Below are 26,447 nucleotides of genomic sequence, written 5' to 3'. Positions count from 1 at the left end.
GGCTCGAGTTGTTCAGGCGGCCTCCCGTTGCTCCTCGTGGGTTTCCGGTGGGGTGTCCGGCACCGGAAACTCGTCTTCGTAGCGTGCTCCACCGAGCAGTTCGGCCACGTTCTCGGGAGCACGGATGCGCCGCCAGATCTTGGCGGCCTCTTCGGTCATCTTGAAGGCCAGAACGAGGACGGTGGTGCGGGCGACGCCGTTCTTGGTTCGGCCGGTGCGGTGGCGAAGGTCGACTCGATCGGGTTGGTGGTGCGTCGGTGTACCCAGTGTTTGGCAGGGAAGGCGAAGACGGCGAGCAGGGCCTCGCGATCGTTCTCAAGCTTCGCGGTGTCTTTGGGGTATTTGGCCCCATAGCGTCTGAAGGCTTGCATGGCCTGCTTGCGGGTTGCCGCCATCCAGATCGCCTGCAGATCCGCCTTCGCTCTGCCGTGCAACGACTTGGTTTAGGCGTTGAGCACGTTGCCCAACTTGTGGAACCAGCAGCGCTGATGAGCGGTGTCCGGGTAAACCTGATCGAGCGCACCCCAGAGCCCCGTCGCCGACGGCTAGGCGCGAATCAGCCTGCAGACCACGCGCCTTCAGGTCGCGCAGCCTATCGAGTCAGGATTCGGTGGGCTTGCGCAGCGTTGTCTGGATGCCGTCGATCCACCAATCGGCGCATCGGCTGTCCGCCAGCGAACCGCTGGCCAGGTCCCGGTCCGCCTCGCTCCACTGCGCCTCCAGTCGGCTCAAGAGCGTGGGCAAATGGCCGTTTCGCACCACCGCGCCGCGCCCGTCCAGCAGCAACAACACTCTGGCAAACTCTTCAAGCAAGTGCCCCACCTCCGCTTCGATCGTCCGCTGCAGGATGTCCCGCGTGCCCCGGCGGATCAGCTCCTCTAACGGCAGGCACAGCTCGCCCAGCGGCTCCACCCGGTCACCACTTGCACATCGGGTCCCCGTCCTCGTCTCGTTGCTCATGGCGTCCTCGTCGTTGCTGCCTTGGGTCTCGACAACCACATGGTCAGCAACGGTGCGCCGCCTGCTCAAGCTCCATCCAGTCCCCGTTCATCCACCAGTTTCGATCATAGCTCCTTCTGGGCTTGCGAGGTGACGCGCTTTGCGCCACGCTGAATCGCTTAATGATTTGCTGCCGACGCCTCGCATTCCGCGAGGTCGCGACTGGGTCGAGGAGACGATATCCATGAACGTGCAGATTAACAGCAGTGGCGGCCTGAGAACGTCGGCCGAAGACCGAGCCACGGTGCTCGCCGTGCTCAATGACCACCTGGGTCGATTCGACGACTTCGTGCGTCGTATTGAGGTGCATCTGCATCCGTGCGACCCCAGAGGTGGCACCGGCCGCGAGATCGAATGCGGCCTTGAGGCGCGCTTCGCCGGCAAGCGCCCGCTCAAGGTTCATCATGCCGACCGTAGCGTGGAGCAAGCCGTGACCCGCGCCACCCGTAAGATGCTGACGCAGCTCGATCGCCGCATCGGCCGCAAGTACAGCGTCACGAGAAAGGGCCACGTACGCAATGTCGGCGAGGCATAGGGAGTTCCACCCGCAGGGGCGAGTGGCGGCTGTCCAGGCTGCCCAGCCCACCCGCCTGCTCCCAGACGGCATTCCCCAGCCGCCTGGACAGCTCGGTCGTGACCGCCGAGGCGAAACCCTCCTGTACCGCCAACTAGGAGCGGCTGGTGATGGTGCTCGGCGCCGGGAACCGGAACACCCTCGTCCTTGAGACGGCTCGCCCCCGGCACTGCTGCTCGTCGGACGGACATGATTGTTCCACCAGCCCCGCTGGCTCCCAGCTGGCTGATGCGTGGTCACCACATGCAGCGAAGATCACGACATCCCCTTATCCCGACCACTTGACTCAGGATCAATTTATCAGTATATTAGCATTATCTTAATTTATGGCAGAGCACAGACTCATGAAATCCACTCTCTTGATCCTGATCGCGACCCTGATCACATCACCCGTAGTCCTGTCCGACACCAAGCCGCTGACACTCGATCACAGTGCCGCGCACGACCAGAGTGTGACCACCGAGGCGGGTCAGAATTGGTTCGCGCAACAGCGTCGGATTGCCGCGGAACTGCAAGCCGAGCACCTGCTGGCGACCCTGCACCAAGGCGGCTTGTCTCGCAGCGAATTGGCAGAAGTTGCCACGGCTCTGGCGGACCCGAACGTGACCGATCTGTTGGCGACCAGCGCCTATCACGAGGCGGTGTTCCAAGGGCAGGTTGTGATCCTCCCCAACTGATCACTGATGGATTGTCAGCAGACCAACCATGCGGCCTTCGGGTCGCATGGTTTTTTTTGTCCGGATTCCACGCCCATTCGGCCACCCCTGGGCAGGGCGCTCAAACCGATTCATTGACTGGGTTGTTCAACCATGATGATCTTGTCCGGGCGAGTTCGTGTCTGGGTGAGTCGACGATCTACGCGATCGACTCAGGCAACCTCGACCAGGCCAAGAATCCCAGCACCGCTCGAAAGCCCACAATGCGTCGCGATTGGTGGTGCGATGCGCGATCCTGTTCGCTCTCACCAAGGAGTTTTCTCGATGAAGATCCTCGCCACAACGACCCTCTTCTCCGCCGTCTCCGCTCTCGTCCTGATCATGGCCTCTGATTCGATCGCTGCGGACGATTCTACCCTCTGGTCCGCGCTGGCAGAGGGCGGTAAGGTTGTGATGATTCGGCACACCCAGTCCGAGGACGCGCCTCCAGAGGTCTCGATGCACCTCTCGGCCGAGCGCGACTGCACGCGGGAGCAGAATCTGAGCGAGGAAGGTCGCCAGCACGCGCGCGCTCTGGGTGTGCTCTTCCAAGAACAGGGGATCGAGGTGGACGCAGTGATGAGCAGCGAATTCTGCCGTGCGCGCGAAACCGCGGAACTGGCGTTCGGTGAATACGACGCCTGGTTGCCACTGAACCTGCTCGAGGCGCTTCCGGCTGACGAGTCCGAGTGGCTGATGGAGGATGTTCGGGAGACGATTGGTGATTTCGACGGCGAGGGGGTGCTGGTGCTGGTCAGCCATCGCAGCAACATCAACACCATCAGCTTTCAGCAGACAGAGCCCGGAAACATCGTGGTCATGGAGCCAAACGCGCTGGGCGGCTTCAGCGTCCTGGGCCTGATCACACAGCAGTAGATGACTCGCTTGATTCGCTCAAGTGATCCACCAGCGACTGAAATGATGTCGGGTCAATGGCAGGGTGTCGAACTGTGCGGACCGGAATGACACACGGGGCTCAGTGGCCCCGTGTGCTGGTGCCTGTGTGCTCAGCAGCACACGGCTAAACGATCAGGATCCGCCAAGAATGGCGTAGGGGACGAGGGGCACCAGACAGATAGCCACGGCGGTCCAGAAAGCCCAACGGTTCCGTTTCTGCAAGACTTCGTCACTCATGGGGAGTACCTCATTCAGTCATTGGGTTGGGGAGTCACAGCCACTCACAGGGCGGAATTGCAGCCCCCAACACCCCCTTTCAACGAATCCTACAAATACGGCGTGGGAATAACCTAGTATTTTGCTCGGTCTTGGAATGGATCCTCCGCCTATCGCGGGTCGCGTGACGACCTCCGCAACGGAGACACGACTCGGCTGCACATCAGGAATCGTGATGCGACTCTTCCAGGATCACGTCGAACAGCTCCAGCACTGGGTGGCCGGCATAGGTTCCCGGTGGCGCCTTCGCTTGCGCATGGGCCTTATGGAAGGCCTCTGACTCGCGCCAGGTATCGAAGGCGGCGCGTGAGGCCCACGTTGTGTGGGAGGCGTAGAGACTGGTCTCGCCGTCATCCGGCCCCTTGAGGAGTCGAAAGGTCACGAAGCCCGGCACCTGCGCGAGCTGGGATTGGCGCTCCCGCCAGAGGCGCTCGAAATCAGACTCGAACCCGTGGTTGATGCGAAACCGATTCATCGCAATGAACATCAGTCGGAACCTCGATGCTATAGATGGTGGATGGCAGGGGGGCGAGAGAAGGCGCATGGCCTACCCGGAGCACTCTAGCGCCGCCGGATGGTCTATGCCAGATCCGCGCGATCAGCCGGAGCCGGAGTCGGAACCGCGGCCCAGTTCCTGGGTCGAGAACCATGAGACCCGGTCTCATCGCGCATGTCATGGTCTTTGGAGAGACCCGGGGAGGGTTGTTTGCATGCACCAGGTCAACCGGATCATCGATGCCCCTGCCGCCGCGGTCTGGCGGGTCCTGATCGATACGCGTGAATGGCCACTGTGGGGTCCCAGCGTGCGCGCGGTTGAGTCACCCTCGCCGTTGATCGGCCCTGGCCTGCGCGGTCGGATCCAAACCCCGGTCGGTCTCTGGCTGCCCTTCGAAATTACCCGCTGGGAGCCCGAGCACGCCTGGGCCTGGCGGATCGCCGGCCTGGACGCGACGGGGCACCGGGTCGCGGCGCTGGACCCGGGACGCTGTTGCGTCACCTTTGACATCCCGCGCTGGGCGCCCTTCTATCGCTTAGTGTGCGATGTGGCCCTGCGGCGCATAGAGGATCGGGCGCGCCCCTGAGTCTGCTGGTCAAACCCGCAGGGCAGGGGTCGCGGCGAACCGACAACGGATTCTGAAATCAGGCAGGCCTCCATGAACGACCTCATCGCCCACGCCCGGCGCTTTGCCACCGAGGCCCATCAACGCATCGATCAGCGTCGAAAATACACCAATCAGCCGTATCAGGAGCATCTGAAAGCGGTTGCCGAACTGGTGGCGAGCGTCACCGATGACCCCAATCTGATTGCGGCGGCCTGGCTGCACGACACCGTGGAGGATACCCCGGCGACCTTCGGTGACATTGAGCGTGAATTTGGCCGTACCATTCGCGAATTGGTCGCGCATCTGACCGACGTCAGCAAGCCGACGGATGGTAATCGGGCGGTCCGCAAGGCCATCGATCGCCACCACACCGCCGCCGCGACCGCCGCGGCCAAGACCATCAAGCTTGCTGACCTGATCGACAATTGCCGCGACATCTGCCGCCATGATGCCAAGTTCGGGCGCGTCTACCTGGCCGAGGCGGCGGCACTGCTGGAGGTGCTTGAGGCGGGTGATGCGCGGCTCTATCGTCTGGCGCGTAAGACCGTCGCCCAATGCGCCCGGCGTCTTGGCCTGCCCGCTCCGCCACAGACGCTGATGGCTGATCTGGAGTGGCGCCCGCGCAGCAGCATGGATCTGGCACAGCGCCGAGCCTTGCGGGTGTTCACCGAGGCCTTCAATGCGCGCGAGATTGCGCAACCCTTGCGGTCGTTCGATCTCGAACGGATCGACGCGGTGCTGGCCTCCACCGAGGACCAGATCGACCTAGACGTGGTCGGGCTGCGGCGTGATGGGATCTGTATCGGGTATCTGTGCCCTCATACGCCAAGGGACCGGCAGGATGAAGACCTGCTGCGCCCCTTCGCGCCGGCGCAAGTGCTGCAGGGTGATGCGCCGCTCTCTGAGGTGATCCACGTCCTGACTCGCTACGATTTCTGTTTCGTTACCGCGATGGGCGATGTCGCCGGCGTCATCGTCCGCGAGGACATGCAGCAGCCCGTGGTGCGGATGTGGCTCTTCGGCATCATTACGCTATTGGAACTCGAACTGTTGGAGCGGATTCGCACCCTCTGGCCGGATGGCGGCTGGACGCAGCGACTCTCCGCCGGGCGGTTGGAGAAGGCCCAGGCGTTGTTGGTGGAACGCCGTCGGATTGGCCGCCATGTGGATCTGGCCGACTGCCTGCAGCTCTCCGACAAGGCGCAGATCGTCATGGAAGACGAGCAACAGCGTTTTGCCTTCGGCCTGCGCACCAAGGGCGCGGCCAAGCGCGTCATTAAGGATCTGGAGTCACTGCGCAACAATCTGGCCCATGCCCAGGACATCGTCAGTCACGACTGGCCGCAGATCGTGCGGCTCGCCCAGCGCATCCAGGAGATGTCGGACCGTCACGGGGCCGTTTAGACGCCTGATGGTGGGCCATGTTGAATCCTGACCTGAATCCCCATTGTCAACCAAGCTACGAATCTGATGGCCGTATTGCGGCAAATGGCATTCCCGTTGCCGCGTCCCTGGGGCGTCGCCCTGAGCGCCGCCCTGCCGGATCGGGCCGAGTCTACCGCCCACGGCCTGGCACGGTTCTGGTCGGATTCTGAAACCGGATCACTTGCGAGCCTGCAACCCATTCACGGATCCACCTCTGCATCGGACCGCGACAAGATTGTGGCTAGGACCATTTGATGACTCATCCTCCAGTCGTGCCCCCCAAGATCCTTTCCGATGTTCGCGCCAATCTCGCCCAACGCGAAGTGGTCGAGACCGCCGCGCTACCCTGGGAGGCCAGCCCCAGCGGCACCGTGTGGCGCAAGCCTTTGTACCGACAGGGCGGCGAATCCGGCCCGGTCACCAGTCTGGTGCGCTATGCCCCTGGTGGGGCCTTCCCCGAGCATGCCCATCCCGAGGGCGAGGAAATCCTGGTCCTCGACGGGGTCTTCTCCGACGAGCACGGCGACTACCCGGCCGGCACCTTCCTGATGAACCCGCATGGCAGTCGGCATTCCCCGCGCTCCGGCCCTGGATGCACACTGTTCGTGCGGCTGCGTCAGTATCCGGGCGTGGATCGCCCGCGGCTGGTCGAGGACACGCACGCCAGGGACGGCTGGCGCCCCGGCTTGGTCGAGGGCCTGAGTGTGCGCCCCCTCTACGCGCAGCCCGGTTATCCGGAGAGCATCGCCCTGGTGCGTTGGGCGCCGGGAACCCGGTTCCAGACCCACACCCACTGGGGCGGCGAGGAGATTTTGGTCCTTGAGGGCGAGTTTGCCGACGAACAGGGACGCTATCCGGAAGGAACCTGGATCCGCAGTCCGCATCTGAGCCGGCACACCCCGTTTTCGGATACCGGCTGTTTGATCTATGTGCGCGTTGGCGGCTTGTGAATGCAGGACTCGTCACCTGCACCACTCACTCCCGAGCCGGTTTCAAGTACGCGGCATCCAGATCGATCGCCAATGTTTCCGGGACGCTCGGCTGTGACCACCTGGGCGTCAACGGTGTTCGATACCCCTGACGTCGAGTCGGCGATCCGAACCGAGCCGCGAGCCGCGCGCCGGGATCACCCCGCCCGCACCTCCGCCAACTCCGCCCAACGTGTCGTCGAGACCCCAGAGCCGCGCTCCGAGCGCCGTGGCCAACGGGATCCCGTGAGTTGTCCCGCGAAGCGCAGCGTCTCACGCCCGTACTTGCGGTTGACCGCATCCAGCACCGCCATGCGTTGATGGCTGCGCACCTCATCCCCCACGCCCTCGAACAGATCCGCTGGTGCCTGCTCCGCCGGGATCACATCCGGCAACAGCACCCCGGCCTTGCGGTAGGCAGCGCCGGTGCGAAACAGTCGGTCGACCCCGCGGGTCGCGGCCCGCACCAGCACCCCACTGTCCTGCGTCGGCACCGGGAAACCACAGGTCACGGCATTGGCATCGTACGCCCGCGCCGTATCGAAGGGGTTGGTCTGCACGAACACCGTCAGCGCCGGGGCGGCGAGCCCCTGCGCCCGCAGCTTCTCCCCGGCCCGACTGGCGAAGGCCGTCACCGCCGCGCGCAGCTCCGCCGGGTCGCTCACCCGCGCCCTAAAGCTGCGCGAGACCATGATCTGACGCCGCGGGGGCGCCACCTCCTCGAGCGCCAGACAGGCTTGCCCGCGCAGCTCCCGGGCGATGCGCTCCACCACCACGCCGAAGGCGGCGCGCAACCGCTGCGGGTGCGCCTCACGCAACGCCAGCGCATCGGCGATGCCGTACTCGCGCAGCCGGCTCCCCAAACGGCTGGCGATGCCCCAGAGATCTTCCACCGCAACGGACCCCAGCAGGGCGTCGCGATCCGGCAATCCCGACCAGTCGAGCACCGGACCGAGCGGACCATGGCCCTTCTTGGCCAGCCGATTGGCGAGCTTGGCCAAGGTCTTGGTCGGGGCCATCCCAACCGCGACCGGAATGCCGGTCCAGCGCCGCACCCTGGCGACGATCTCCAGCCCCAGGACGGTGGGATCAGCCGACATCCCGGTCAGATCCAGAAAGCACTCGTCGATGGAGTAGACCTCGATCCGCGGGACGAACCCCGCCAGCACCTGCATCACCCGCCGCGACAGATCCCCGTAGAGGGCATAGTTCGAGGAGAAGACGGCGGCATCGGCCCGGCGCAAGACCTCGGCGTACCTGAAGTAGGGCGCCCCCATCGGGATGCCGAGTGCCTTCGCCTCGTTGCTGCGCGCCACCACGCAACCGTCGTTGTTGGAGAGCACCACCACCGGGCGGCCCTCCAAGCTCGGCCGGAAGAGCCGCTCGCAGGAGGCGTAGAAGTTGTTGCAGTCGACCAGGGCGAACATCACGGGTGTCCCTGGGCGGATCCAATCTCAAAACGAATGCACCACATGGGCCACCACGCCCCAGACCACCAGGTCCATCTCGCCGCGGAGCTCCAACGGCGCATAGTCGGAGTGTTCCGGCACCAGCCAGACCCGACCACCGGCGATCTTCAGCCGCTTCAGGGTCAGCTCACCATCAACCGCGGCCACCACGATCGATCCCGACTTCGCATTGAGCGCACGGTCCACGATCACTAGATCACCGTCATGGATGCCGGCGCCGATCATGGAATCGCCCTTCACCCGCAGGAAGAAGGTCGCTGCCGGATGGCGGATCAACTGCTCGTTCAGATCGATGGTCCCTTCGAGCTCATCATCCGCTGGTGAGGGAAAGCCGGCCGGGATGCGCGACTGGAAGAGCGGGAGCGGGCAGGGCGGTGGACTGACTGTGCCAGGGCGCAGCGCCACCAGCGGGTCCGAAGCGGCCCGCTCGGGCGCGCGAGCGGAAACCAGACCGATGCCAGCATCGAAGGTCGCGAATCGGGACATGGGCGGAGGGATGATGGCTGTTGATATGAACAGTCATCATAGCGCACCTCGGCTCGCGTCGCATCGCTCCTAGCGTGTGCGATTCGGTCAACGGTGGTCTGTGCAGCATGCGATCAGTATGCTGTACTCAGGTCTAGACAGATCCTGGCGATGATCAGGATGGCGGGCGGTTGGATCTGAATGCCGCATGCGATTTGGCGAGTTGTCCTGCCCGGTCAGCATGGCGTTCGTCGAGGTGTTTCACCGCTTGCCTAGCCCCCACTTCGTTGTTTAGAGCGATGCCTTGCGGCCATCTCATGGCCGCCCCAGTCTGGCTTGTGATCGATGCTGTGCGCAGCATACGCCCTTGATCCACGATTCAGGAGATCCGCATCATGATGAAGATGGCCAGTGCAGCAGCCATGGCAGAGTCGACCCACGAGGCGGTTGAGTCGTGCATCGCGCACATCTGCGCCGAGGGTGTGAGCGAGCCTGATTACCTCATGGCGCAAGCGGATGCCCGACATGATTTGCACGCGCTCGCGCAGGCCCTGCGCAATCACTGGCCGAACGCGCGATTGCATCTGGCCACCTCCTGTCATGGCAGTTTCACGGAGACCGCATTGGCGATGGGACCGCAGCCGGGCTTATGCCTGTTCGCCATTGCCGATGCCGAAGGTGACTATGGCACGGCTGGTGGCGAACTCGGTGGCGATGCTCGCGCTGCCGCTGCGACGCTCACGCGTGCAGCGCTTCGCGATGCCGGTCGATTCGGTGAAAGTCCGACGCTCGTATGGATGTCGAGCGCACCTGGCGAGGAAGAGGACCTCATCGCGGGGATTCAGGATGTGGTGTCCGATACCACGCCCATCGTGGGTGGGTCAGCGGCGGACAATGAGATTGCCGGGCAGTGGCGCATGTCCGATGGCGAGACGGTGGTGTCGCAGGGGCTGGTCTTGAGCGTGCTGTTTCCCAGTGGCAAGGTCGGCGCGGCCTTCCATTCTGGTTACATGCCAACGATGCACAGTGGTCGCATCACCGGCTGCGATGGACGCCGACTGCTTGAACTCGACCACCGCCCGGCGGCTCAGGTTTACGCTGAGTGGACCGAGGGTGCGATCGCGGTTCCGAGCACAGGGTCGGAGAATGTTCTCATGAGTACCTCGCTGTGGCCGCTTGGTCGTACCATGAGCACCCTCGGCGGGGCGGATGTCTACATCCTCTCGCACCCAGAGACCATCCGCGCGGACGGCTCGATGACCCTCTTCACCGGAGTCGCCGAGGGCGAGGAGATGGTGCTGATGCGGGGGACCATCGATGCCCTGGTCAATCGCCCGGTGCTGGTGGCGCAAGCCGCGGCTCGGGTCGGTGAGATCGCGCGTGAGGACATTGCCGGGATGATCCTGGTGTTCTGCGCCGGCTGTATGCTCACGGTGCAAGCGCGGATGGATCAAGTGCGTGCGGCGCTGGCGGAGGCGTTACCTGGGGTCCCGATCATCGCCGCCTTCACCTTCGGTGAGCAGGGACCGGCCGTGGCCAACCACAACCGCCACGGGAACCTGATGATCTCGTCGGTGGTGTTTTCGCGCTGATCCCGATCGCTCATGTCTCAGAACGAAGCGCTGCTCCTGGATGCCTTGGTCGAATTGGCCAATCTGCGTGAGCGTGATGAGCGCACGCGCAAGAGCAGCGACGCCATCGCGCTTGCCCTGCAGGATTTGGGGGAAAGCGATGATTGGGAGCACGGACCGGAGCGACTGCTCGGCCACCTGAGTCGGGCGCTGAACATTGAGGATCTGGTGCTTTGTTCGTTGAATGGGGCGTGCGAACCCTTGGCCGCTCCCGGGACCGGGCCTGGTTTGCGCGACTGCGTTCGCTCTGCCGCCTGGCTGGATTATTTGGCCCGGCGACCGTGGCGAGCACTCTCCGATCCGGAGGCCCTGAACGAGGCCCTGGGGCTGGCGCTGCCGTTGAGTGGAATGACCAGCCTGCTTTGTGGTCGCATTGGTGTGGGCGACGACGTCTTTGTGCTCTTGTGTGCCGAAACCACTGGTGATCGTCACCTGCTCTCGCCCGCGCAACAAGATCTGTTTCGTCGCTTTTTGCCGATCTTCGCCCAGGCTCTGCGACGGTGTGCCGATGGGTTACGGGCCCGTGAGAGCGCGATGCGCGAACGTGATTTGGCCATCGCCAAGGAAGCGGCCGAACAAGCCAGCCGCGCCAAATCGGGGTTCGTCTCGCGCATGAGCCACGAACTGCGCACGCCGCTGAACGCGGTGATCGGCTTTGCCGAACTCTTGCTGGCCGAGCCTCTGACCCCGTCGCAGCAGCATTATGTCGACCTGATTACCGTCTCGGGCAAGCATTTGATGGACCTCATCAACGCGGTGCTGGATCTCGCCAAGATCGAAGCCGGCGGTATGACGTTGGAGCACATTGCATTCGACCTCGACGAGACCCTCGAATCCGTGCGTGGCATGGTTCTCGAACGCGCCGCGGCGAAAGGTCTGGACTTCAGGATCGATCGCTCGCCCGAGGTCCCCCAATTCATCTTGGGCGATCCAACCCGATTGCGGCAGGTTCTGATCAATCTGATCAACAATGCCATCAAGTTCACCGAAACGGGCGAGGTTGAACTGCGGGTGACCCTGGACCGTTCGGAATTGGGGTTCCAGGTCCGTGATACCGGGATTGGCATGGATGCGGAGACCCTGGCGCGATTGTTCCAGCCGTTCACCCAAGCCGATGAGAGCATCACCCGTCAATACGGCGGGACGGGCTTGGGGCTGATGATTTCGAAGGAACTGGTGCACGCGATGAACGGACGCCTAGAGGTCGAAAGCGCGGTTGGCGAGGGGTCTTGCTTTCACTTCCAGCTTCCTCTGCGGGAGGCAACACAACCGCCTGCTCTCGCCAAGACCGCCGTCAGTGCCGAGCACCTTGAGCCTGTTCGATGTCCGTTGAACGAACTCGTTGGCGGGCGCGTCCTGCTGGTCGATGACAATCGCATCAATCAGCAGATTGGCGCGGCCATGCTCGGCCGCTTGGAATTGGACTTTGCACTGGCCGATCATGGTCGCCATGCGCTGGAGCGGCTCGCCGCGGAATCCTTTTCACTGATCTTGATGGATATGGAGATGCCCGAGCTCGATGGTCTGAACGCGACCCGTGCGATTCGTGAACGGGAACGCGAGTTGGGCCAGCCTCGTCTGCCCATCATTGCGATGACCGCCAACGCCCTGAGTGAGGATCGTGCCCGTTGTTTCGCGGCCGGGATGGATGGTTATGTCGCAAAACCCATGAGTCTCAATGCGCTGGAGTCCGAAATCCGGCGCTTGTTCGCGTCACCCCCGTCGTCTTGAGCGCCCTTGTGCTGATGGCCTCGCAAGCAAACAGCGGGACGGTTGCGCCGGGTTTCGAGGGGGGCAGGCGTGGTACCTTGACTGAACCCGTGCCCCTTCGCTAGCCTCCTCTCGCCAGTCAGACCGCTCCATCCCATGCCCCCGCGAACTAGCCTCAGTGGATTTCACGCGGTGGGCTCCAGATACAGTTGCAGTCCGTTGGGAGATCCCGTCCCAGTGCTGCTCCCGCCCTGGACCGCTCAACCAACCCGATATGAGGTGATCCCATGCGCACCACCACTGCTGCCCTGATCCTATGCGCCGCGGCCGTCGCGGCCCCGGTCTCCGCGCTCGCCGAAGTCCGCTCCGAGATGATCGAATATCTGTCCGATGAGGTGCCGCTCACCGGCTACCTCTACTGGGACGACAGCATCGAGGGACCACGACCGGGCGTGTTGGTCTTTCACGAGTGGTGGGGTTTGAACGATTACGCCAAGGCACGGGCACGGATGCTGGCGGAGTTGGGCTACGTCGCTTTTGCCGCCGACATGTATGGGAACGGACAGGTGACGGATGATCCAGGTCAGGCCCGGGATTGGATGCAGGAGGTGACCTCCGAGTCCGAGCTCTGGTTGGAGCGCATCGGGCTCGCGCTCAGCCAACTGCAGGATAGCGAGTTGGTAGACCCCGCCAAGATCGCCGCGATCGGTTACTGTTTCGGTGGTGGCACGGTATTGCAACTGGCCTATGCCGGTGGCGAGAACGTGCTCGGAGTGGTGAGCTTCCACGGTTCACTGCCCGCCGCACCGGAGGAGTCATTCGGTGCGATCGGCCCGAAGATTCTGGTGCTGCACGGTCAAGCGGACAGCTTCATCCCACCAGAGGTGGTCACCAATTTCCAGAACAAGCTCGAGGAGGCGGGCGCGAACTGGGAGATGGACATCTATGGTGGGGCGCGCCATGCCTTCACCAATCCTGATGTCGGGGCCTATGGGATCGAGAATCTCCAGTACGACGCACAGGCCGACGCCCGCTCCTGGGCACGGATGCAGGCCTTCTTCGACGAGCTGTTCTCGCACTGAACCGCATTCTCGTGGGCGAAACCGAAGGTGTCGCGATGGTCGGCGCGATGCCGTTCGGCCACGGCCAGTTGCTCCTCGGTCATGTCGACGCCGACCGCTCGAGCGCTCGCGCCCACGAGTTGCGACAGAACATAGATATCGCGACCGCAACCAGGGTGCGCCCAACTCGGATGGGCCAGATAGGAGCGAGACACGGATCTCGCCGGCGCACTTACGAGGCTCGCCATCACAGCGACCGGGCCATTACAGCCCCAGTCCAGGACAGCGCCTGCTCGTCGGCCGCGCGCTGATCCTCCGTCATCGGCCTTGACCCTCACTGCGGGATGCGAAGCACCTGACCGGGATAGATCTTGTCGGGATGGGTCAGCATTGGGCGGTTGGCCTCGAAGATCTCGTTGTAACGGTTGGCATGGCCCAGGGTCTTCTGGGCGATGGCCGAGAGCGTGTCCCCTTTGACCACGGTGTGAAAGACCGGCTCCGGGCCCTCGGTCACCTCTGCCTCGACCTCGGAGACGCCCTCGATGTTGCCGACTGCGAGGATGATCTTCTCCTTCATCTCGGCGCTGACGGCCTGGCCTTCGACGACCACTTTGTCACCCTCGACCTTGATCTCGACGCCGGTCGCGTCGAGGCCGAGATCCGCGACCTCCTGTTGCAATGCCGAGGGATCAGGCGAGGTGGCGGCTTGGGCGTTTCCACCGAACACTTTCTTGCCCGCCGATTTTGCAAATGACCAGAGTCCCATTGCGATGTCCTATTGATGAGTGATGAGGAGGCGTTGCCGAGAGCTCGACATGAGACCGAGCCAACTCAATCTTGACTTGGTTTCAGAAGGTTAGCCAGCACCCGTGGGTGGGTCAAGGCGCGAGACTGCCGTCTCGCGGCTCGGCGAGCCGGCAAGCAACCTTGGTCGATTCTGATTCGGTTCAGTTTGGCTGACCACTAACCACTAACCACTAACCACTAACCACTCGATCAGCTCTAGGCGCGCGGGGCGTCGCGGGCATGAGGTTGGTGACTCCCGCGCGCCCGGTGCGCGCCAAGCGCCTCCTCGGCGAGGCGTCGGCCGAGCTCGATCAGCTCGGTCGCCCGGTGGAACTCATGCGCCGCGCAGGCGTCGCGTGGCACATCGATCACGATGTCTGGTTGATAGGCGGCGAGCTTTACTGCCGCGATGGCGTTCTGCATGGTCTCGAACGAGCGGAGCGTGAGATCGAAGATCCCGACCTGATCCTCCTCGCGGCCGGTGAAATTCTCGCCGATGGCCTCCCAAAACTCGCGGATGCGGTCCTGGTAGCCCAATCTGTCCGCGCTCCCACCGTCCGCTTGCGGTGCTTTAGGCTCTTCCGTGCGCGCGTTCGGGCCGGGCGCCGAGGCGACGAACACGCGCGCTCGGGAGGTGTTCGCGTTCAGATTGACCGCGACCGTGAGGTCCGAGAAATCGCGGAAGGTCGGGGCGATCGGGACGGGATTGAGTAGGCCACCGTCGACCAAGGTCAACCCCCGATAGGGGTGCGGTGTAAACACGCCAGGCACGGCGATCGAGGCCCGGATGGCGTCGAAGAGCGGGCCTTGTGAGATCCAGATCTCGCGTTGTCGGTCAAGATCGGTGGCGACGGCGGTGTAGCTCATGTCGAGGTCTTCGATCGCATGCTCGCCGACCATGGCGCGCAAGGTCTCGATGATCCGATCCCCCTTGATCAGACCCGCGCCACTGAATGCAAGGTCCACGAAGCGCAGGACATCACCACGGCTCAGCGCGCACACCCATTGCTTGTAGGTTTCGAGTTCGCCGGCGGCATAGATCCCGCCCACCAAGGCACCCATGGAGGAGCCACTGATCGAGCTGATCCGATACCCCTGCTCGGTCAGCCACTCGATGATCCCGATATGGGCGATGCCACGGGCGCCACCGCTACCGAGTGCCAGGGAGAGAGTCGGAAGGTCGTGCTGAGCCATGCTGGATCACCGCTGTCGCAGTCGCTGCTGAGGATCAGGTTGAGAACAAGGTCCGGGCGCCATCCGGACCGTCAAGAAGGCAGGGTGCCTCTGTTCACGAAGGCTTCTCCCGGGAACGCGCCGGCTGCCGTGCGCAGGTGATGCGCGCGTGGCCCGCGAGGTCGGCGTGGGTGGTCACGGCCCGGAATCCCGCGGCGGCGAGGAGTTGGCGCACCGGTCGCGCTTGGTCCGCGCCATGCTCCAGGGCGATGAGGCCAGCGGGGCGCAGGCAGCGCCCGGCGTCCTGGAGCATGGCGCGATAGGCGTCGAGGCCGTCGCCACCGGGGGTCAGGGCAAGGGGTGGCTCGAACCGTAGGTCGCCTTGGGTGAGGTGTGGGTCCTGCGCGGGGATATAGGGTGGATTGCTGACAAGTGCATCGAGGCTCTGATTGGCGAACGGGCGCAGCCAGTCGCCCTGGACGAGGGCCACCTGGGTGAGGCCGAGACGCTGACAGTTGGAGCGAGCGACCGCGAGGGCCGCGGACGAGCGATCCGTGGCGATCAGCTGCCAGTGCGCTCGCTCGCTGGCGAGCGCCAAGGCCACCGCGCCGCTGCCGGTGCCCAGATCCGCCACGCACAGCGGGGCATCGGCAGGGAGTTCCGCCAGGGTGGTCTCGACCAGATGTTCGGTTTCGGGGCGCGGGATGAGTGTTGCCGGCGTCACCCTGAGTTCCAAGGTCCAGAAGCCTTGTCGTCCCAGCAGATAGGCGATGGGTTCACCCTGCAGCCGACGGGTGAGGAGCGCGACAAAGGCGGCGCGTGCGCGCGGCTCGAGGCACTGGTCCGGCCATGCGAGCAGGCGGGTCTGCGCCCAGCCGGTCGCTTCACTGAGCAAGCGGCACGCCTCCAGGTGGGGCGTGGCATCGGGACGGTGGGCGAGGGCGGCGGTGGCGTTGCGCAACAGCTCGCACACCCGCCAGCCGAGTGTGTCGGAAAGCCCCCGCGGGTCGCCGCTCGCCGGCAGGTCGGGCGCGGGCCGGGTCGATTCAGTCATGCATCATGGCGGTGAGCTGTTCCGCCTGATATTCCTGGATCAGTGGATCGATGACCTGGTCGAGTTGGCCGGTCATGATGTCGTCGAGCTTATAGAGCGTCAGATTGATGCGGTGATCGGTCAGACGATTTTGCGGAAAATTGTAGGTCCGAATGCGCTCGGAGCGATCGCCGCTGCCGACTTGGAGGCGCCGTGATTGGGACTGCTCCGATGCTTGACTGGCGCGTGCGTCCGACAGGAGTCGGGCCTGCAGCAACGACATGGCTCGGGCTCGGTTCTTATGCTGGGAGCGCTCTTCTTGGCATTCGACCACGATCCCGGACGGCAGATGGGTGATGCGAATGGCCGAGTCTGTCTTGTTGACATGCTGTCCGCCCGCGCCGGACGAGCGATAGGTGTCGATGCGCAACTCGGCCGAATTGATGGCGATCGAGTCGATGACGTCGGCCTCGGGCAGCACGGCGACCGTGCAGGCCGAGGTATGGACGCGGCCTTGGGATTCGGTTTCGGGGATCCGCTGTACCCGGTGAGCGCCCGGTTCGAACTTGAGACGCGAGAAGACCCCGGTTCCGGTGATGCGGACCACGATCTCCTTGTAGCCACCGAGATCGCCGGGGCTCTCGGAGATGGGCTCGACCTGCCAACGCATGAGTTCAGCATAGCGCAGGTACATCTTGATGAGATCGCCGGCAAACAGAGCGGCCTCGGCACCGCCGGTCCCGGCCCGGACCTCGAGGAAGACATTGCGTTGATCGTCCGGGTCGGGTGGGATGAGCAGCCGATAGACGTCCGGTTCGAGACGGTCACGCGTGGTGGTGGCCGCGTTGAGTTCCTCGCGCGCCAGCGCCGCCATCTCCGGGTCGCCTAGCATTTCCTCGGCGGCGGCGATATCACGCTCGGCGGCGCAAAAGCGCTGATAGACCTCGATGAGCGGTTCGAGCTGAGCGTATTCGCGGCTCAGTTCCCGGAAGCGATCTTGATCAGCCTGGGTTTCGGACTCGGCCAGCAAGGCCACGACTTCGCCGAAGCGCTCGGAGGCGCGCTCCATCTTGCGCCGAATCGACAGATTCATGGGTTGGCGTGAGTGCGACTCGGGTCGAGTTGGAAGAGTTCGTTCGCGGCCACCAGGATCTCCGCCTCGCCCTCGCGCGCGGCCTGACGCAGCCGTGAGCTGGGTGCGTGCAGTAACTTATTGGTGAGGGTATGCGCGAGATAGTTGAGCACTTCGGCGGGTGGTTTGCCGGCGTCGAGCTGGCGTTGTGCGCGGGCGAGGACGTCGTCGCGGAGTTCCTCGGCACGCTGGCGATAGTCCTGAATCAGACCGGCGGCATCGAGCGAGCGCAGCCAGGCCATGAATTCATCGGAATGGAAGGCGATGATGTCCTCGGCCTGGGCCGCGGCGGCTTGCCGGGAGCGCAGCCCTTCGTCGATGACACCCTGGAGGTCGTCGATGGTGTAGAGATAGACATCGTTCAGCTCGCGCACCTCTGGCTCGATGTCGCGTGGGACAGCAATGTCCACCATGAACATCGGGCGGTGTTTGCGTTTCTTCAGTGCCCGCTCGACGGTCCCTTTCCCGAGCACCGGCAGTGGGCTGGCGGTGGAGGCGATGACGATGTCGCCCTCGGCGAGGTGGTTGCCGATCTCGGCCAGGGAGATGGCGAAGCCATCGAACTGCGAGGCGAGTTCGTGCGCACGCTCGACGGTGCGGTTGGCCACGATGATGCGGCCAATCCCCGCGCGGTGCAGATGGCGCGCGGCCAGCTCGATGGTTTCCCCCGCGCCGATCAGCAAGGCGGTCTGCTCGGAGAGATCGCTAAAGATCTGACGCGCCAGATTGACCGCCGCGAAGGCTACGGAGACCGGACTGCTGCCGATCGCGGTCTCGGTACGCACGGTTTTGGCCACCGAGAAGGCATGCTGGAAGAGGCGTCCGAGTAATTTCCCCGTGGCCGTACAGTCGGTGGCGGTTTGGTACGCGGTTTTCACCTGACCGAGGATTTGCGGTTCTCCGAGGACCATCGAATCCAGTCCACTGCAGACGCGCAGCAGATGCACGACGGCATCGCGCCCGATGTAGGCGTAGAGGAACGGACTCACGCGTTCGTGCTCGATCCCGTGGAAGCGACTCAGCCAATGCCGGACCGCCTCCTCGGCGCAGTCCTGAACGGCGCAATAGATCTCGGTGCGGTTACACGTCGAGAGCACCACGCCCTCGGCGATCCCGTCGCAGTTCGTCAGATCGCGCAAGGCGCCGACGATGATATCGGGTCCGAATGCAAGCCGCTCGCGGACATCGACCGGCGCCGTCTTGTGATTGAGTCCAAGGATGAGCAGCTTCATAGTTCGCTGGATGTCAGTTGCCGTGGGAGGGGATTGTCCGACTTTCCTCGCTGGATGAAAACCCATGATGCGCGATCTCGTGCGTTTTCACGTGGTATTTGGGTGAGGAACTGCTTGGGTATACTAGGCTCTTACGATCAAACTGATCGTTTTATGTTGGCTCTTGCCGGATCATATTGACCATGCACCCCCGACGTTTCTCCCGTTTTCGCACCACAGCCTCTGTACCCGCTGGACTTCTGGTCCTAGCCCTCGTCGGCGGCATGGCTCCCGCGCAGTCCGAACCGGTCAGCGAGCGCGCCCCCCCCTCCGAGACGCCACCCGTGGAGATGGTGGGGCTGACCGCCGACCAGGTGTTCATGATCCTCGCCGCGGAACTCGCCGCCCGGCGCGGTGAGACCGAAGTGGCTTTCGCCTACTACATGGATGCGGCCGAACTCACCCAGGACGCACGCATTGCCGAGTTGGCGGTGCGCAGCGCGATCAGCGGTGATGACTCAGCGGCGATCGATAGCGGCGTTCAGCTGTGGCTGGAGCTCGATCCAAGCTCGCTTAGCGCGCATCAGGTGGGCGCCTTCTCGCGAATCAAGGCCTCGGATCACGAGGGGGCCTTGATTCATCTGATGCGGCTGGTCGATCTGACGCCGGATGATCCGGACGCGGCCTTCGCGCACGCCGCGGCCATCATCACGCGTGCCCCCACTGCCGAGACCCGCCTCGGTCTGATGCAGGCGCTGGCCGATCAATACCGCGAGAGCGCGCACGCGCAACACTCGCTGGCCATGGTTGCCGCGAGTGCCCGACAGATCGAGATCGCGGACGCCGCGGCGCGGCGCGCGCTCGAACTGAGTCCACAGTGGAACAAGCCGCGTTTATTCCTCGTCAAGCTCTTGATCTCGGAGGATCGCCGCGAGGAAGCCCGTCTCCTGCTCGAGGAATACCTCGGCGAGAATCCCGACGATCAGTCGCTGCGACTCCTGTACGGCCAGTTCCTCGTCGAGGAGGAGGAGTTTTCCAGCGCCCGGGATGTCTTCGAGCGGCTCTTGCGCAACCGGCCGAAGGAGCCGGATGTCCTCTTCGCGGTTGGGATCCTGTCCTTGCAACTCGATGATCTCGAGGGTGCGCGTCTCTATTTCACGCGTCTCTATGACACGGGCGAGCGTCGTGACGAGGCGGCCTACTACCTCGGGCAGACCGAGGAGCGCGCCGAGCAGACGGACCTCGCGCTGCAATGGTACGAGCGCGTGGAGGGCGTGAACGCGATTGACTCAGCGATTCGGATCGCCTTCCTGAAGGCGAGCAGTGGAGACATCGCCGGGTCGCGCGAGATTCTTCAGGGTCTGCGCAATCAGGGTCCGGAGAATGCCATCCTGCTTTATCTGATCGAAGCCGAGGTGCTCGAGTCCGTGGGGTCGGACGAGGATGCGATGGCGGTCTATGACCGGGCGTTGGCGACCTATCCCGACGACGAGACCCTGCTCTATGCCCGCGCCTTGGCTGCCGTGAAGCGTGATCGGATCGAGCAGGCGGAACGTGATCTTCGGCGCATCATCGAGATCGACCCGGATCATGCCGATGCGCTCAATGCGCTTGGCTACACGCTCGCGGATCGCACCGATCGCTATGAGGAGGCGCTGGTCTTGATCGAACGAGCCTACACCCTGAAGCCGGACGAACCGGCGATCCTCGACAGTATGGGGTGGGTGTATTTTCGCCTTGGCCAGTATGAGCTGGCCTTGGACTATCTCGAACGCGCCCTGGAGGCGATGAGTGATGGTGAGATTGCCGCGCATCTCGGCGAGGTGCTGTGGGCGATGGATCGTCACCCCGAGGCGCTCGCGGTGTGGAATGCCGCACTCCAGGAGCATCCTGAGCACCCCTATCTGAACGAGGTGATTCAGCGTTACCGGGCGCAGAGTGCCCCGGGCAGCGAGACGCGGGTGCAAGAGGCGGAGGGGCGACCATGACCGCGCCGGTATCGCCTGACGCGACCCCGCCGCAGCCCCAGGCGTGGCCCGCGCCCGCCAAGCTCAACCTGATGCTGCGGATCATCGGGCGTCGTCCCGATGGCTACCATGAGTTGCAGACGGTCTTTCAGTTCATCGATCGCTGCGACTGGTTATGGTTTTCCGTCCGCGATGACGGGCAGCTCAGGCTCCAGGAGCCGCTGCCAGGGGTCGCGACCGAGGAGGACCTGACGATGCGCGCCGCGCTGGCCTTGCAGCAGGCGACCGGATGCCCTCTCGGGGTAGAGATTCGGTGTCAGAAGCATCTTCCCATGGGGGGCGGTCTAGGGGGCGGGAGTTCGGATGCCGCAACCACCCTGGTGGCCTTGAACCACCTCTGGAAGACGGGCCTCGACGAGGATGCGCTCGCCGCCCTGGCCTTGCCGCTGGGTGCCGATGTTCCGGTGTTCATTCGCGGGCGGGCCGCTTGGGGCGAAGGGGTCGGCGAGCGATTAACGCCCGTGGATCTGCCGGAACCCTGGTACCTGGTGCTCTCGCCCCCCTGCTCGGTATCGACCCGAGAGGTTTTCTCGCATCCTGAGTTGACACGCGACTCGTCGCCCGCCACACTAGCTGACTTCATTGCAGGCGCGTCGCCGAATGACTGTTTTGATGTCGTTCGCCGCACCTATCCTCCTGTCGCGACCGCGCTCACCTGGCTTGATGGCTGGGGAGGTGGGCGGTTGACAGGGACAGGAGCCTGCGTGTTTGCGGTGTTCGAGAACGAAAAACTGGCACGAGAAGCACAGGCGCACTGCCCGACGTCCATGCGATCATTCGTTGCGCGTGGATTGAATCAATCGCCTTTGCTCGCGCGGGTGCATCAATGCGCGTAGTTCTTTTGTTGCCAGGACGATTCGGCCATGAATCGTCATGCGTGTGTTCACGAAAGCCAACGAGCGACTCATTTGGGGCGTAGCCAAGCGGTAAGGCACCGGGTTTTGATCCCGGCATCCCCAGGTTCGAATCCTGGCGCCCCAGCCACACCTCGCCAGCGCGTGCGTCATCCCGTCTGATGGCATGCGAAGAGGCTGCATGTCGTCCCGGCCCTCGACCACGTCGTTCATACCGAGGCCTGTTCATCGGCACCGACGTTAGGAGCGGTTGCCTGGTGACGCCGCGATGCCCGACCCTGCCTGTTCCGGCGCGTCGAGCAGATGTTCATCGGGCGGAGTTCGGTGCGCGACAGCGACGCAGGCTGGGCCTCGAGTGCTGGCCCGATCCGCCTCACAGATCCTGAGTCGACGCTAGGAAGATCCCGTGCCTGCAAGTCAGTTGATGGTCTTTTCCGGGAATGCGAATCCCGCCCTTTCCATCGAGATTGCCGGTTATCTGAGCGTCCCGCTCGGCAAGGCCGTCGTGGGTCAATTCAGTGACGGCGAGGTCATGGCCGAGATCCAGGAGAACGTGCGTGGCCGCGACGTCTTCGTTGTGCAACCCACGGGTGCGCCGACGAACGACAATCTCATGGAACTGTTGGTCATGATCGATGCCCTGCGCTGGGCGTCGGCAAAGCGAATCACCGCTGTCATCCCCTACTTCGGCTATGCCCGCCAGGATCGTCGACCACGCTCCGCGCGCGTGCCGATCACGGCGCGACTGGTGGCGAAGATGATCGGTCAGTCCGGCGCGAATCGGGTCCTCACCGTCGATTTGCACGCCGATCAGATTCAAGGGTTCTTCGACATTCCAGTCGACAACGTCTATGCCTCGCCCATCCTGCTCGGGGATGTCTGGCGCAAGAAATATGACGACCTCATGGTGGTTTCGCCCGACGTCGGTGGGGTGGTGCGGGCACGGGCGCTGGCCAAACGGCTCGATGACGCCGACCTCGCGATCATCGACAAGCGCCGTCCGCGGGCCAACGAAGCGAAGGTCATGAATATCATCGGGGACGTGCGTGATCGCACCTGCGTGATCATTGACGACCTAGTCGATACCGCGGGCACCCTGTGCCGTGCGGCCGCGGCGCTGAAGGATGCCGGCGCCTGTCGGGTGTTGGCCTATTGTACGCATGCCGTGTTATCTGGCCCGGCGGTTGACAATATCGCCGGGTCGCAGCTCGATGAGCTCGTGGTGACCAATACCATTCCGCTCCGTCCGGCCGCGCAAGCCTGTCCACGGATCCGTCAGCTCAGTATTGGCGAACTGCTCGCCGAGACGATGCGACGGGTCTCCAATGAAGAGTCGGTGAGCTCTCTCTTCATCGACTGACGCCCTGCATGGCGCGCCGACCCTGGTCGCGGGGTCCGAGTGCCATGTCCAAAAATCATCGAGTCAATCAGCAATCGGAGAACGCCCATGAGCGTCAATTTTGAGATCAAAGCGCAACCTCGCGCGGCGTCAGGTACGGGTGCGAGCCGCCGCCTGCGTCGTTCGGGTCAGGTTCCCGCCATCGTGTATGGCGGCCACCAAGAGCCCGAGATGATTTCGGTTGGGCACAACGAACTCCTCAAGCATTTGGAGCACGAGGCATTCTACTCTCATGTGTTGGATCTCGAGGTTGATGGGCGTTCCGTGAAGGTGGTGCTGAAGGATCTTCAGCGTCACCCCGCGAAGCCGTTCATCCAACATGTCGACTTCATGCGGATCACACAGGGTGAGAAACTGCGCATGATGGTGCCCTTGCACTTCCTCAACGAAGAGCGCTGCAAAGGCGTGAAGATGGGGGGGCAGGTCTCGCGCAACATCAACGAGATCGAAATTATCTGCCTGCCGCGAGATTTGCCCGAGTTCATCACGGTGGATATGGGCGATCTCGACATGGGTCAGATCATCCATTTGTCCGAGATCCAATTGCCCGAGGGAGTCAGTCTCGCCCATGCGCCGGATCCGGATGAACCTGTTGTCATGATCTACGGCCCGCGTGGTGGTGACGATGCGACGGAGTCCGAAGAGGACGAGTCCTAACGGGCGGGCAGGACGCAGTGGGCCTTCACAATCATCGGCCGCATTCGCTGGCGGCGGCGGGGCGCTTGGCCGTCCCGTCCCCCCACTGCGCCGCGTTCTCCCCCGCCACGATGCGCGCAGCCCTTCGCGAACAGGGCCGGACGTTACGGGTGCCCGGCGCTGAGATCGTCCCCCGAACCGGTCCCGCTTGGCGGACGCCCGCCTATTGGGAGTGGGGTGGTGCGCGGCGATGAGCGGGAGTGGGCGCGGGATCCGTCTCCTCGTGGGACTGGGTAACCCTGGGGATCAGTATGCGCTGACCCGGCATAACGTCGGGTTCTGGTTTGCCGACCGCGTGGCGGCCGAGGCGCGGGCAACCTTCCGGGCCGAGGCCAAATTCCAGGGGCAGCTGTGTCGCGTCACCATCGGCGGCGAGGATGTGCGCATCCTGAAGCCGTCGACTTACATGAATCGAAGTGGGCAGTCGATTGCCGCTGTCGCCCGCTTCTATTCGATTCCTGCCGAGGAGATCCTGGTTGCGCATGACGAACTTGATCATCCGGTCGGTCAGATCCGCTTGAAGCAAGGCGGAGGGCACGCGGGGCACAATGGGCTGCGTGATACCATCTCCGCACTCGGAACACGGGACTTTTGGCGGCTGCGAATCGGGATCGATCATCCTGGGGATCGTGCCCTGGTAACGGGGTATGTGCTGGGCCGTCCCTCGAAAGTGGATGGCGAACAGCTTTTGACCGCACTGGACGCGGCGCAGCGCGGTCTCGAGGATGTGGTCGCGGGCCGCTTCCAACTCGCGATGAATCGTCTGCATTCTTCGCCCTAGCGTGACCCCGCCACCTCGCGGAGACGGGCTTGTGTCGGTCCTGCGCGGACTCTGGCATCCCCCACCCATCGTGTTCTCCTCGCGCCTGTCCTCTGTCGATCAGGGTGCCCTAGGCGCTGTGTTTTGATTGACAAAACGCAATCATCCATCGAAGATCTGCGCCGTCGTCGGCGATGAACCTGGTCAACCATACCTCTGCGTCTTGCGCCTCCGCGTCATCGATTCGGTGCGTCAGTGTCCCTGACCGACCATTCCTTCGATTGAGATCGAGCCAACATTCCGATTGCATGCGTCGATTGCCGACGGTTGCGATCCCTTCGTTCCGCGTCTGTCCTGGCGCTTGAAGAAACCTGGCTCGAGGACGCTTGCAACGAACCGCTCCAGTGGCGCGGGTTAGCCTGAGCGCGGGGCGCTAGAGCCGCGCGCGCCGGATGGTGCTGTGAACGGGTTCCAGGGGGCGGCGATGGACCGACGGTAGACGCGAGATCACACAATAACGAGCCGGGTTTTCGGTTCACGATTGGAGGATGTCTTGACATGAATGTAGCCCTGAAATGGCCGTTAGCCGTCGCTGTGGCCGCCTGCGCATCCGTGCCGACGCTTGCCGTCGCGACGAACGGTTACTTCTCCCATGGCTGGGGAACCAAGTCGAAGGCCATGGCAGGGGTGGCGACCGCCTTGCCGCAGGATACGTTGGTGGCTGCAACCAATCCGGCGGGAATGGCATTCGTGGGGAATTCGCTGGATGTGGCGCTCGCCTTCTTTCGCCCGATCCCCCGTGGATACGAGGCCAATCAAGATTTTGCCGTCGACGGGACCTCAGGATTCCCACTCGGTCCCTTTATCACTCCGGGCCGCTATGACAGTGACGGCGACTGGTTTTTGATCCCGAGCTTTGGTTTCAACTATGAGATCGACGCACGCCAGACCATTGGCATCGCCGTGTTCGGCAATGGTGGGCTGAATACCGAGTATCGGTCGCGTCCGGTTTGGGAGAACTTTGCCGCGGCGCCGAATCAGGTCGGCATCGGTCCGGGGATGTCGCCCCCGCCGGGCACGATCGCGAGCCCACAGGGTCTTCTCTTCACCCAGACCAATCCGCCACAGCCGGTGACGGATCCCAACATGCCACCGCCACCGAATGGGGGGAATGCCAATCCGGGTGGTGTCCTGACCGCGACCACCCCAACCGGCGTAAGTCTGGAGCAGTTGTTCATTGAGATACCCTACACGCTGAAGATTGGTGATGGACGCCAATCCATCGGCATCGCGCCGGTCTTTGCGGTGCAGAGTTTCGAGGCGAAGGGGCTGCAACCATTCCGCGCCGCCTCCTTCTATCCCGATCAGGTCAGCAACAACGGGAAGAATTGGTCCTATGGCGGGGGGCTGCATCTGGGATGGTACGGTGAGATCAATGATCAGTGGGCGCTGGGGTTGTCGTATCGCACTAAGATGTGGATGACCGCGTTCGATGATTACAAGGGCCTCTTCGCTGACGGAGGCTCATTTGACATCCCGGCCATGCTCAACGTCGGGGTGGCCTGGAAGGCGCGGCCCGATCTGACCCTGGCCTTCGACTATCAGCGGATCTTCTACGATGAGATCGACGCGATCGCCAATTCGAACGACCAGGACCTCACTCCCTGCTTCACCCAGACACCCAAGCCGGTGTTCTGTCTCGGCGGCAAGGATGGGCTTGGTTTTGGCTGGAGCAGCATGGATGTCTTCAAGCTCGGCTTACGCTATGACGCCAGCGAGCAGTTGAGCTTGATGGCCGGGGCGAGTTACAACAGTGAATTCGCGACCAATCGCCAAGCCCTGTTGAATATCCTGGCGCCGGCCACGGTGCGCTGGCATCTCGCCCTCGGGGCCGCCTATCGCGTCACGGAGCGGGATGAATTTGCCTTCTCCTTCGCCTACATGCCTAGGGAAGAACTCAAGGGGACGAGCCCCAGCATCACGCAAACGCAGACTGGATCCATCTACATGGAGCAGATGGAGATCCAGATCGGCTGGAATCATCGTTTTTGAGGGCGTGACGCTCCACCCCGCTCGCCGGTGACCTGGGTCACCGGCGAGTGG

Annotated in this window: 23 protein-coding genes, 1 tRNA gene and 1 pseudogene; 16 read left to right on the top strand and 9 right to left on the bottom strand. The window is 63.5% G+C overall.

Annotation, left to right across the window (positions count from 1 at the left end):
- Nucleotides 1-12: 12 nt before the first annotated feature.
- Nucleotides 13-960, bottom strand: a pseudogene (locus tag CKO25_RS11000) (transposase).
- A gap of 223 nt (nt 961-1,183) precedes the next feature.
- Here CKO25_RS11000 and CKO25_RS10995 point away from each other — a divergent pair.
- From CKO25_RS10995 to CKO25_RS10985, 3 genes are all read left to right on the top strand, one after another.
- A complete protein-coding gene (locus CKO25_RS10995; protein ID WP_200387983.1) occupies nt 1,184-1,534 on the top strand; it encodes a hypothetical protein in 351 nt (116 codons plus the stop codon).
- 383 nt (nt 1,535-1,917) lie between these two features.
- Entirely contained in the window at nt 1,918-2,250 is a 333-nt protein-coding gene (locus CKO25_RS10990) for a hypothetical protein (RefSeq protein ID WP_200387982.1), read from the top strand.
- Nucleotides 2,251-2,553: 303 nt separating this feature from the next.
- Entirely contained in the window at nt 2,554-3,144 is a 591-nt protein-coding gene (locus CKO25_RS10985) for a histidine phosphatase family protein (RefSeq protein WP_200387981.1), read from the top strand.
- Between the two features lie 460 nt (nt 3,145-3,604).
- Here CKO25_RS10985 and CKO25_RS10980 read toward each other — a convergent pair whose 3' ends face one another.
- Entirely contained in the window at nt 3,605-3,928 is a 324-nt protein-coding gene (locus tag CKO25_RS10980; protein ID WP_200387980.1) for an antibiotic biosynthesis monooxygenase family protein, read from the bottom strand.
- Between the two features lie 223 nt (nt 3,929-4,151).
- Here CKO25_RS10980 and CKO25_RS10975 point away from each other — a divergent pair, with 223 nt between their 5' ends.
- The 3 genes from CKO25_RS10975 (at nt 4,152) to CKO25_RS10965 (ending at nt 6,919) form a co-directional block, all read left to right on the top strand.
- The gene (locus tag CKO25_RS10975; protein ID WP_200387979.1) at nt 4,152-4,523 is read left to right on the top strand and encodes an SRPBCC family protein; all 372 of its coding nucleotides are present in this window, start codon (nt 4,152-4,154) and stop codon (nt 4,521-4,523) included.
- Nucleotides 4,524-4,595: 72 nt separating this feature from the next.
- Nucleotides 4,596-5,948, top strand: a complete 1,353-nt coding sequence (locus tag CKO25_RS10970; protein WP_200387978.1) for an HD domain-containing protein — start codon at nt 4,596-4,598, stop codon at nt 5,946-5,948.
- 275 nt (nt 5,949-6,223) lie between these two features.
- On the top strand, nt 6,224-6,919 hold the full coding sequence (locus tag CKO25_RS10965; protein WP_200387977.1) for a cupin domain-containing protein: 696 nt from the start codon (nt 6,224-6,226) through the stop codon (nt 6,917-6,919).
- A 176-nt stretch (nt 6,920-7,095) separates the two neighbouring features.
- Here CKO25_RS10965 and CKO25_RS10960 read toward each other — a convergent pair whose 3' ends face one another.
- Both CKO25_RS10960 and CKO25_RS10955 read right to left on the bottom strand, forming a co-directional pair.
- Nucleotides 7,096-8,364 (bottom strand): Y-family DNA polymerase, encoded by a 1,269-nt coding sequence (locus tag CKO25_RS10960; RefSeq protein ID WP_200387976.1) that lies wholly within the window; start codon nt 8,362-8,364, stop codon nt 7,096-7,098.
- Between the two features lie 27 nt (nt 8,365-8,391).
- Nucleotides 8,392-8,892 (bottom strand): LexA family protein, encoded by a 501-nt coding sequence (locus CKO25_RS10955; protein WP_200387975.1) that lies wholly within the window; start codon nt 8,890-8,892, stop codon nt 8,392-8,394.
- A 374-nt stretch (nt 8,893-9,266) separates the two neighbouring features.
- Between CKO25_RS10955 and CKO25_RS10950 the strand changes: the two genes are divergently transcribed.
- The 3 genes from CKO25_RS10950 (at nt 9,267) to CKO25_RS10940 (ending at nt 13,294) form a co-directional block, all read left to right on the top strand.
- Nucleotides 9,267-10,463 carry an FIST signal transduction protein gene (locus tag CKO25_RS10950; RefSeq protein ID WP_200387974.1) on the top strand — a complete coding sequence of 399 codons (1,197 nt, stop codon included), beginning with the start codon at nt 9,267-9,269 and terminating at the stop codon, nt 10,461-10,463.
- 12 nt (nt 10,464-10,475) lie between these two features.
- The gene (locus CKO25_RS10945) at nt 10,476-12,233 is read left to right on the top strand and encodes an ATP-binding protein (protein WP_200387973.1); all 1,758 of its coding nucleotides are present in this window, start codon (nt 10,476-10,478) and stop codon (nt 12,231-12,233) included.
- Between the two features lie 266 nt (nt 12,234-12,499).
- Nucleotides 12,500-13,294: a dienelactone hydrolase family protein gene (locus tag CKO25_RS10940; protein ID WP_200387972.1), complete on the top strand. Its 795-nt coding sequence runs from the start codon at nt 12,500-12,502 to the stop codon at nt 13,292-13,294.
- Between the two features lie 313 nt (nt 13,295-13,607).
- Here the strand turns inward: CKO25_RS10940 and lysM are convergent, their stop codons facing one another.
- From lysM to hemA, 5 genes are all read right to left on the bottom strand, one after another.
- Nucleotides 13,608-14,039 carry a peptidoglycan-binding protein LysM gene (gene lysM, locus CKO25_RS10935; protein ID WP_200387971.1) on the bottom strand — a complete coding sequence of 144 codons (432 nt, stop codon included), beginning with the start codon at nt 14,037-14,039 and terminating at the stop codon, nt 13,608-13,610.
- 236 nt (nt 14,040-14,275) lie between these two features.
- Nucleotides 14,276-15,253 (bottom strand): patatin-like phospholipase family protein, encoded by a 978-nt coding sequence (locus CKO25_RS10930; protein WP_200387970.1) that lies wholly within the window; start codon nt 15,251-15,253, stop codon nt 14,276-14,278.
- Nucleotides 15,254-15,347: 94 nt separating this feature from the next.
- Entirely contained in the window at nt 15,348-16,286 is a 939-nt protein-coding gene (prmC, locus tag CKO25_RS10925; protein ID WP_200387969.1) for a peptide chain release factor N(5)-glutamine methyltransferase, read from the bottom strand.
- Nucleotides 16,279-17,358: a peptide chain release factor 1 gene (gene prfA, locus CKO25_RS10920; protein ID WP_200387968.1), complete on the bottom strand. Its 1,080-nt coding sequence runs from the start codon at nt 17,356-17,358 to the stop codon at nt 16,279-16,281. Before prfA ends, prmC begins: the two co-directional genes overlap by 8 nt.
- The gene (hemA, locus tag CKO25_RS10915; RefSeq protein ID WP_200387967.1) at nt 17,355-18,629 is read right to left on the bottom strand and encodes a glutamyl-tRNA reductase; all 1,275 of its coding nucleotides are present in this window, start codon (nt 18,627-18,629) and stop codon (nt 17,355-17,357) included. The genes prfA and hemA overlap by 4 nt, the downstream gene beginning before the upstream one ends.
- A 182-nt stretch (nt 18,630-18,811) precedes the next feature.
- Between hemA and CKO25_RS10910 the strand changes: the two genes are divergently transcribed.
- The 7 genes from CKO25_RS10910 (at nt 18,812) to CKO25_RS10880 (ending at nt 26,396) form a co-directional block, all read left to right on the top strand.
- The gene (locus CKO25_RS10910) at nt 18,812-20,596 is read left to right on the top strand and encodes a tetratricopeptide repeat protein (RefSeq protein ID WP_200387966.1); all 1,785 of its coding nucleotides are present in this window, start codon (nt 18,812-18,814) and stop codon (nt 20,594-20,596) included.
- Nucleotides 20,593-21,471 (top strand): 4-(cytidine 5'-diphospho)-2-C-methyl-D-erythritol kinase, encoded by an 879-nt coding sequence (gene ispE / locus CKO25_RS10905; RefSeq protein ID WP_200387965.1) that lies wholly within the window; start codon nt 20,593-20,595, stop codon nt 21,469-21,471. Before CKO25_RS10910 ends, ispE begins: the two co-directional genes overlap by 4 nt.
- Nucleotides 21,472-21,544: 73 nt before the next feature.
- Nucleotides 21,545-21,619, top strand: a tRNA-Gln gene (locus CKO25_RS10900).
- A gap of 276 nt (nt 21,620-21,895) precedes the next feature.
- On the top strand, nt 21,896-22,849 hold the full coding sequence (locus CKO25_RS10895) for a ribose-phosphate diphosphokinase (RefSeq protein WP_338115107.1): 954 nt from the start codon (nt 21,896-21,898) through the stop codon (nt 22,847-22,849).
- An 87-nt stretch (nt 22,850-22,936) separates the two neighbouring features.
- Nucleotides 22,937-23,545, top strand: a complete 609-nt coding sequence (locus tag CKO25_RS10890; RefSeq protein WP_200387964.1) for a 50S ribosomal protein L25/general stress protein Ctc — start codon at nt 22,937-22,939, stop codon at nt 23,543-23,545.
- Between the two features lie 229 nt (nt 23,546-23,774).
- On the top strand, nt 23,775-24,365 hold the full coding sequence (gene pth / locus CKO25_RS10885; RefSeq protein WP_200387963.1) for an aminoacyl-tRNA hydrolase: 591 nt from the start codon (nt 23,775-23,777) through the stop codon (nt 24,363-24,365).
- Nucleotides 24,366-24,902: 537 nt separating this feature from the next.
- The gene (locus CKO25_RS10880; protein WP_200387962.1) at nt 24,903-26,396 is read left to right on the top strand and encodes an OmpP1/FadL family transporter; all 1,494 of its coding nucleotides are present in this window, start codon (nt 24,903-24,905) and stop codon (nt 26,394-26,396) included.
- The last annotated feature ends 51 nt before the right edge of the window (nt 26,397-26,447 follow it).

This window comes from Thiocapsa imhoffii (assembly GCF_016583985.1).
GTDB lineage: Bacteria > Pseudomonadota > Gammaproteobacteria > Chromatiales > Chromatiaceae > Thiocapsa > Thiocapsa imhoffii.
The sequence above is the reverse complement of the archived record's forward strand: the minus strand, read 5'-3'. Positions and strand labels throughout refer to the sequence as shown.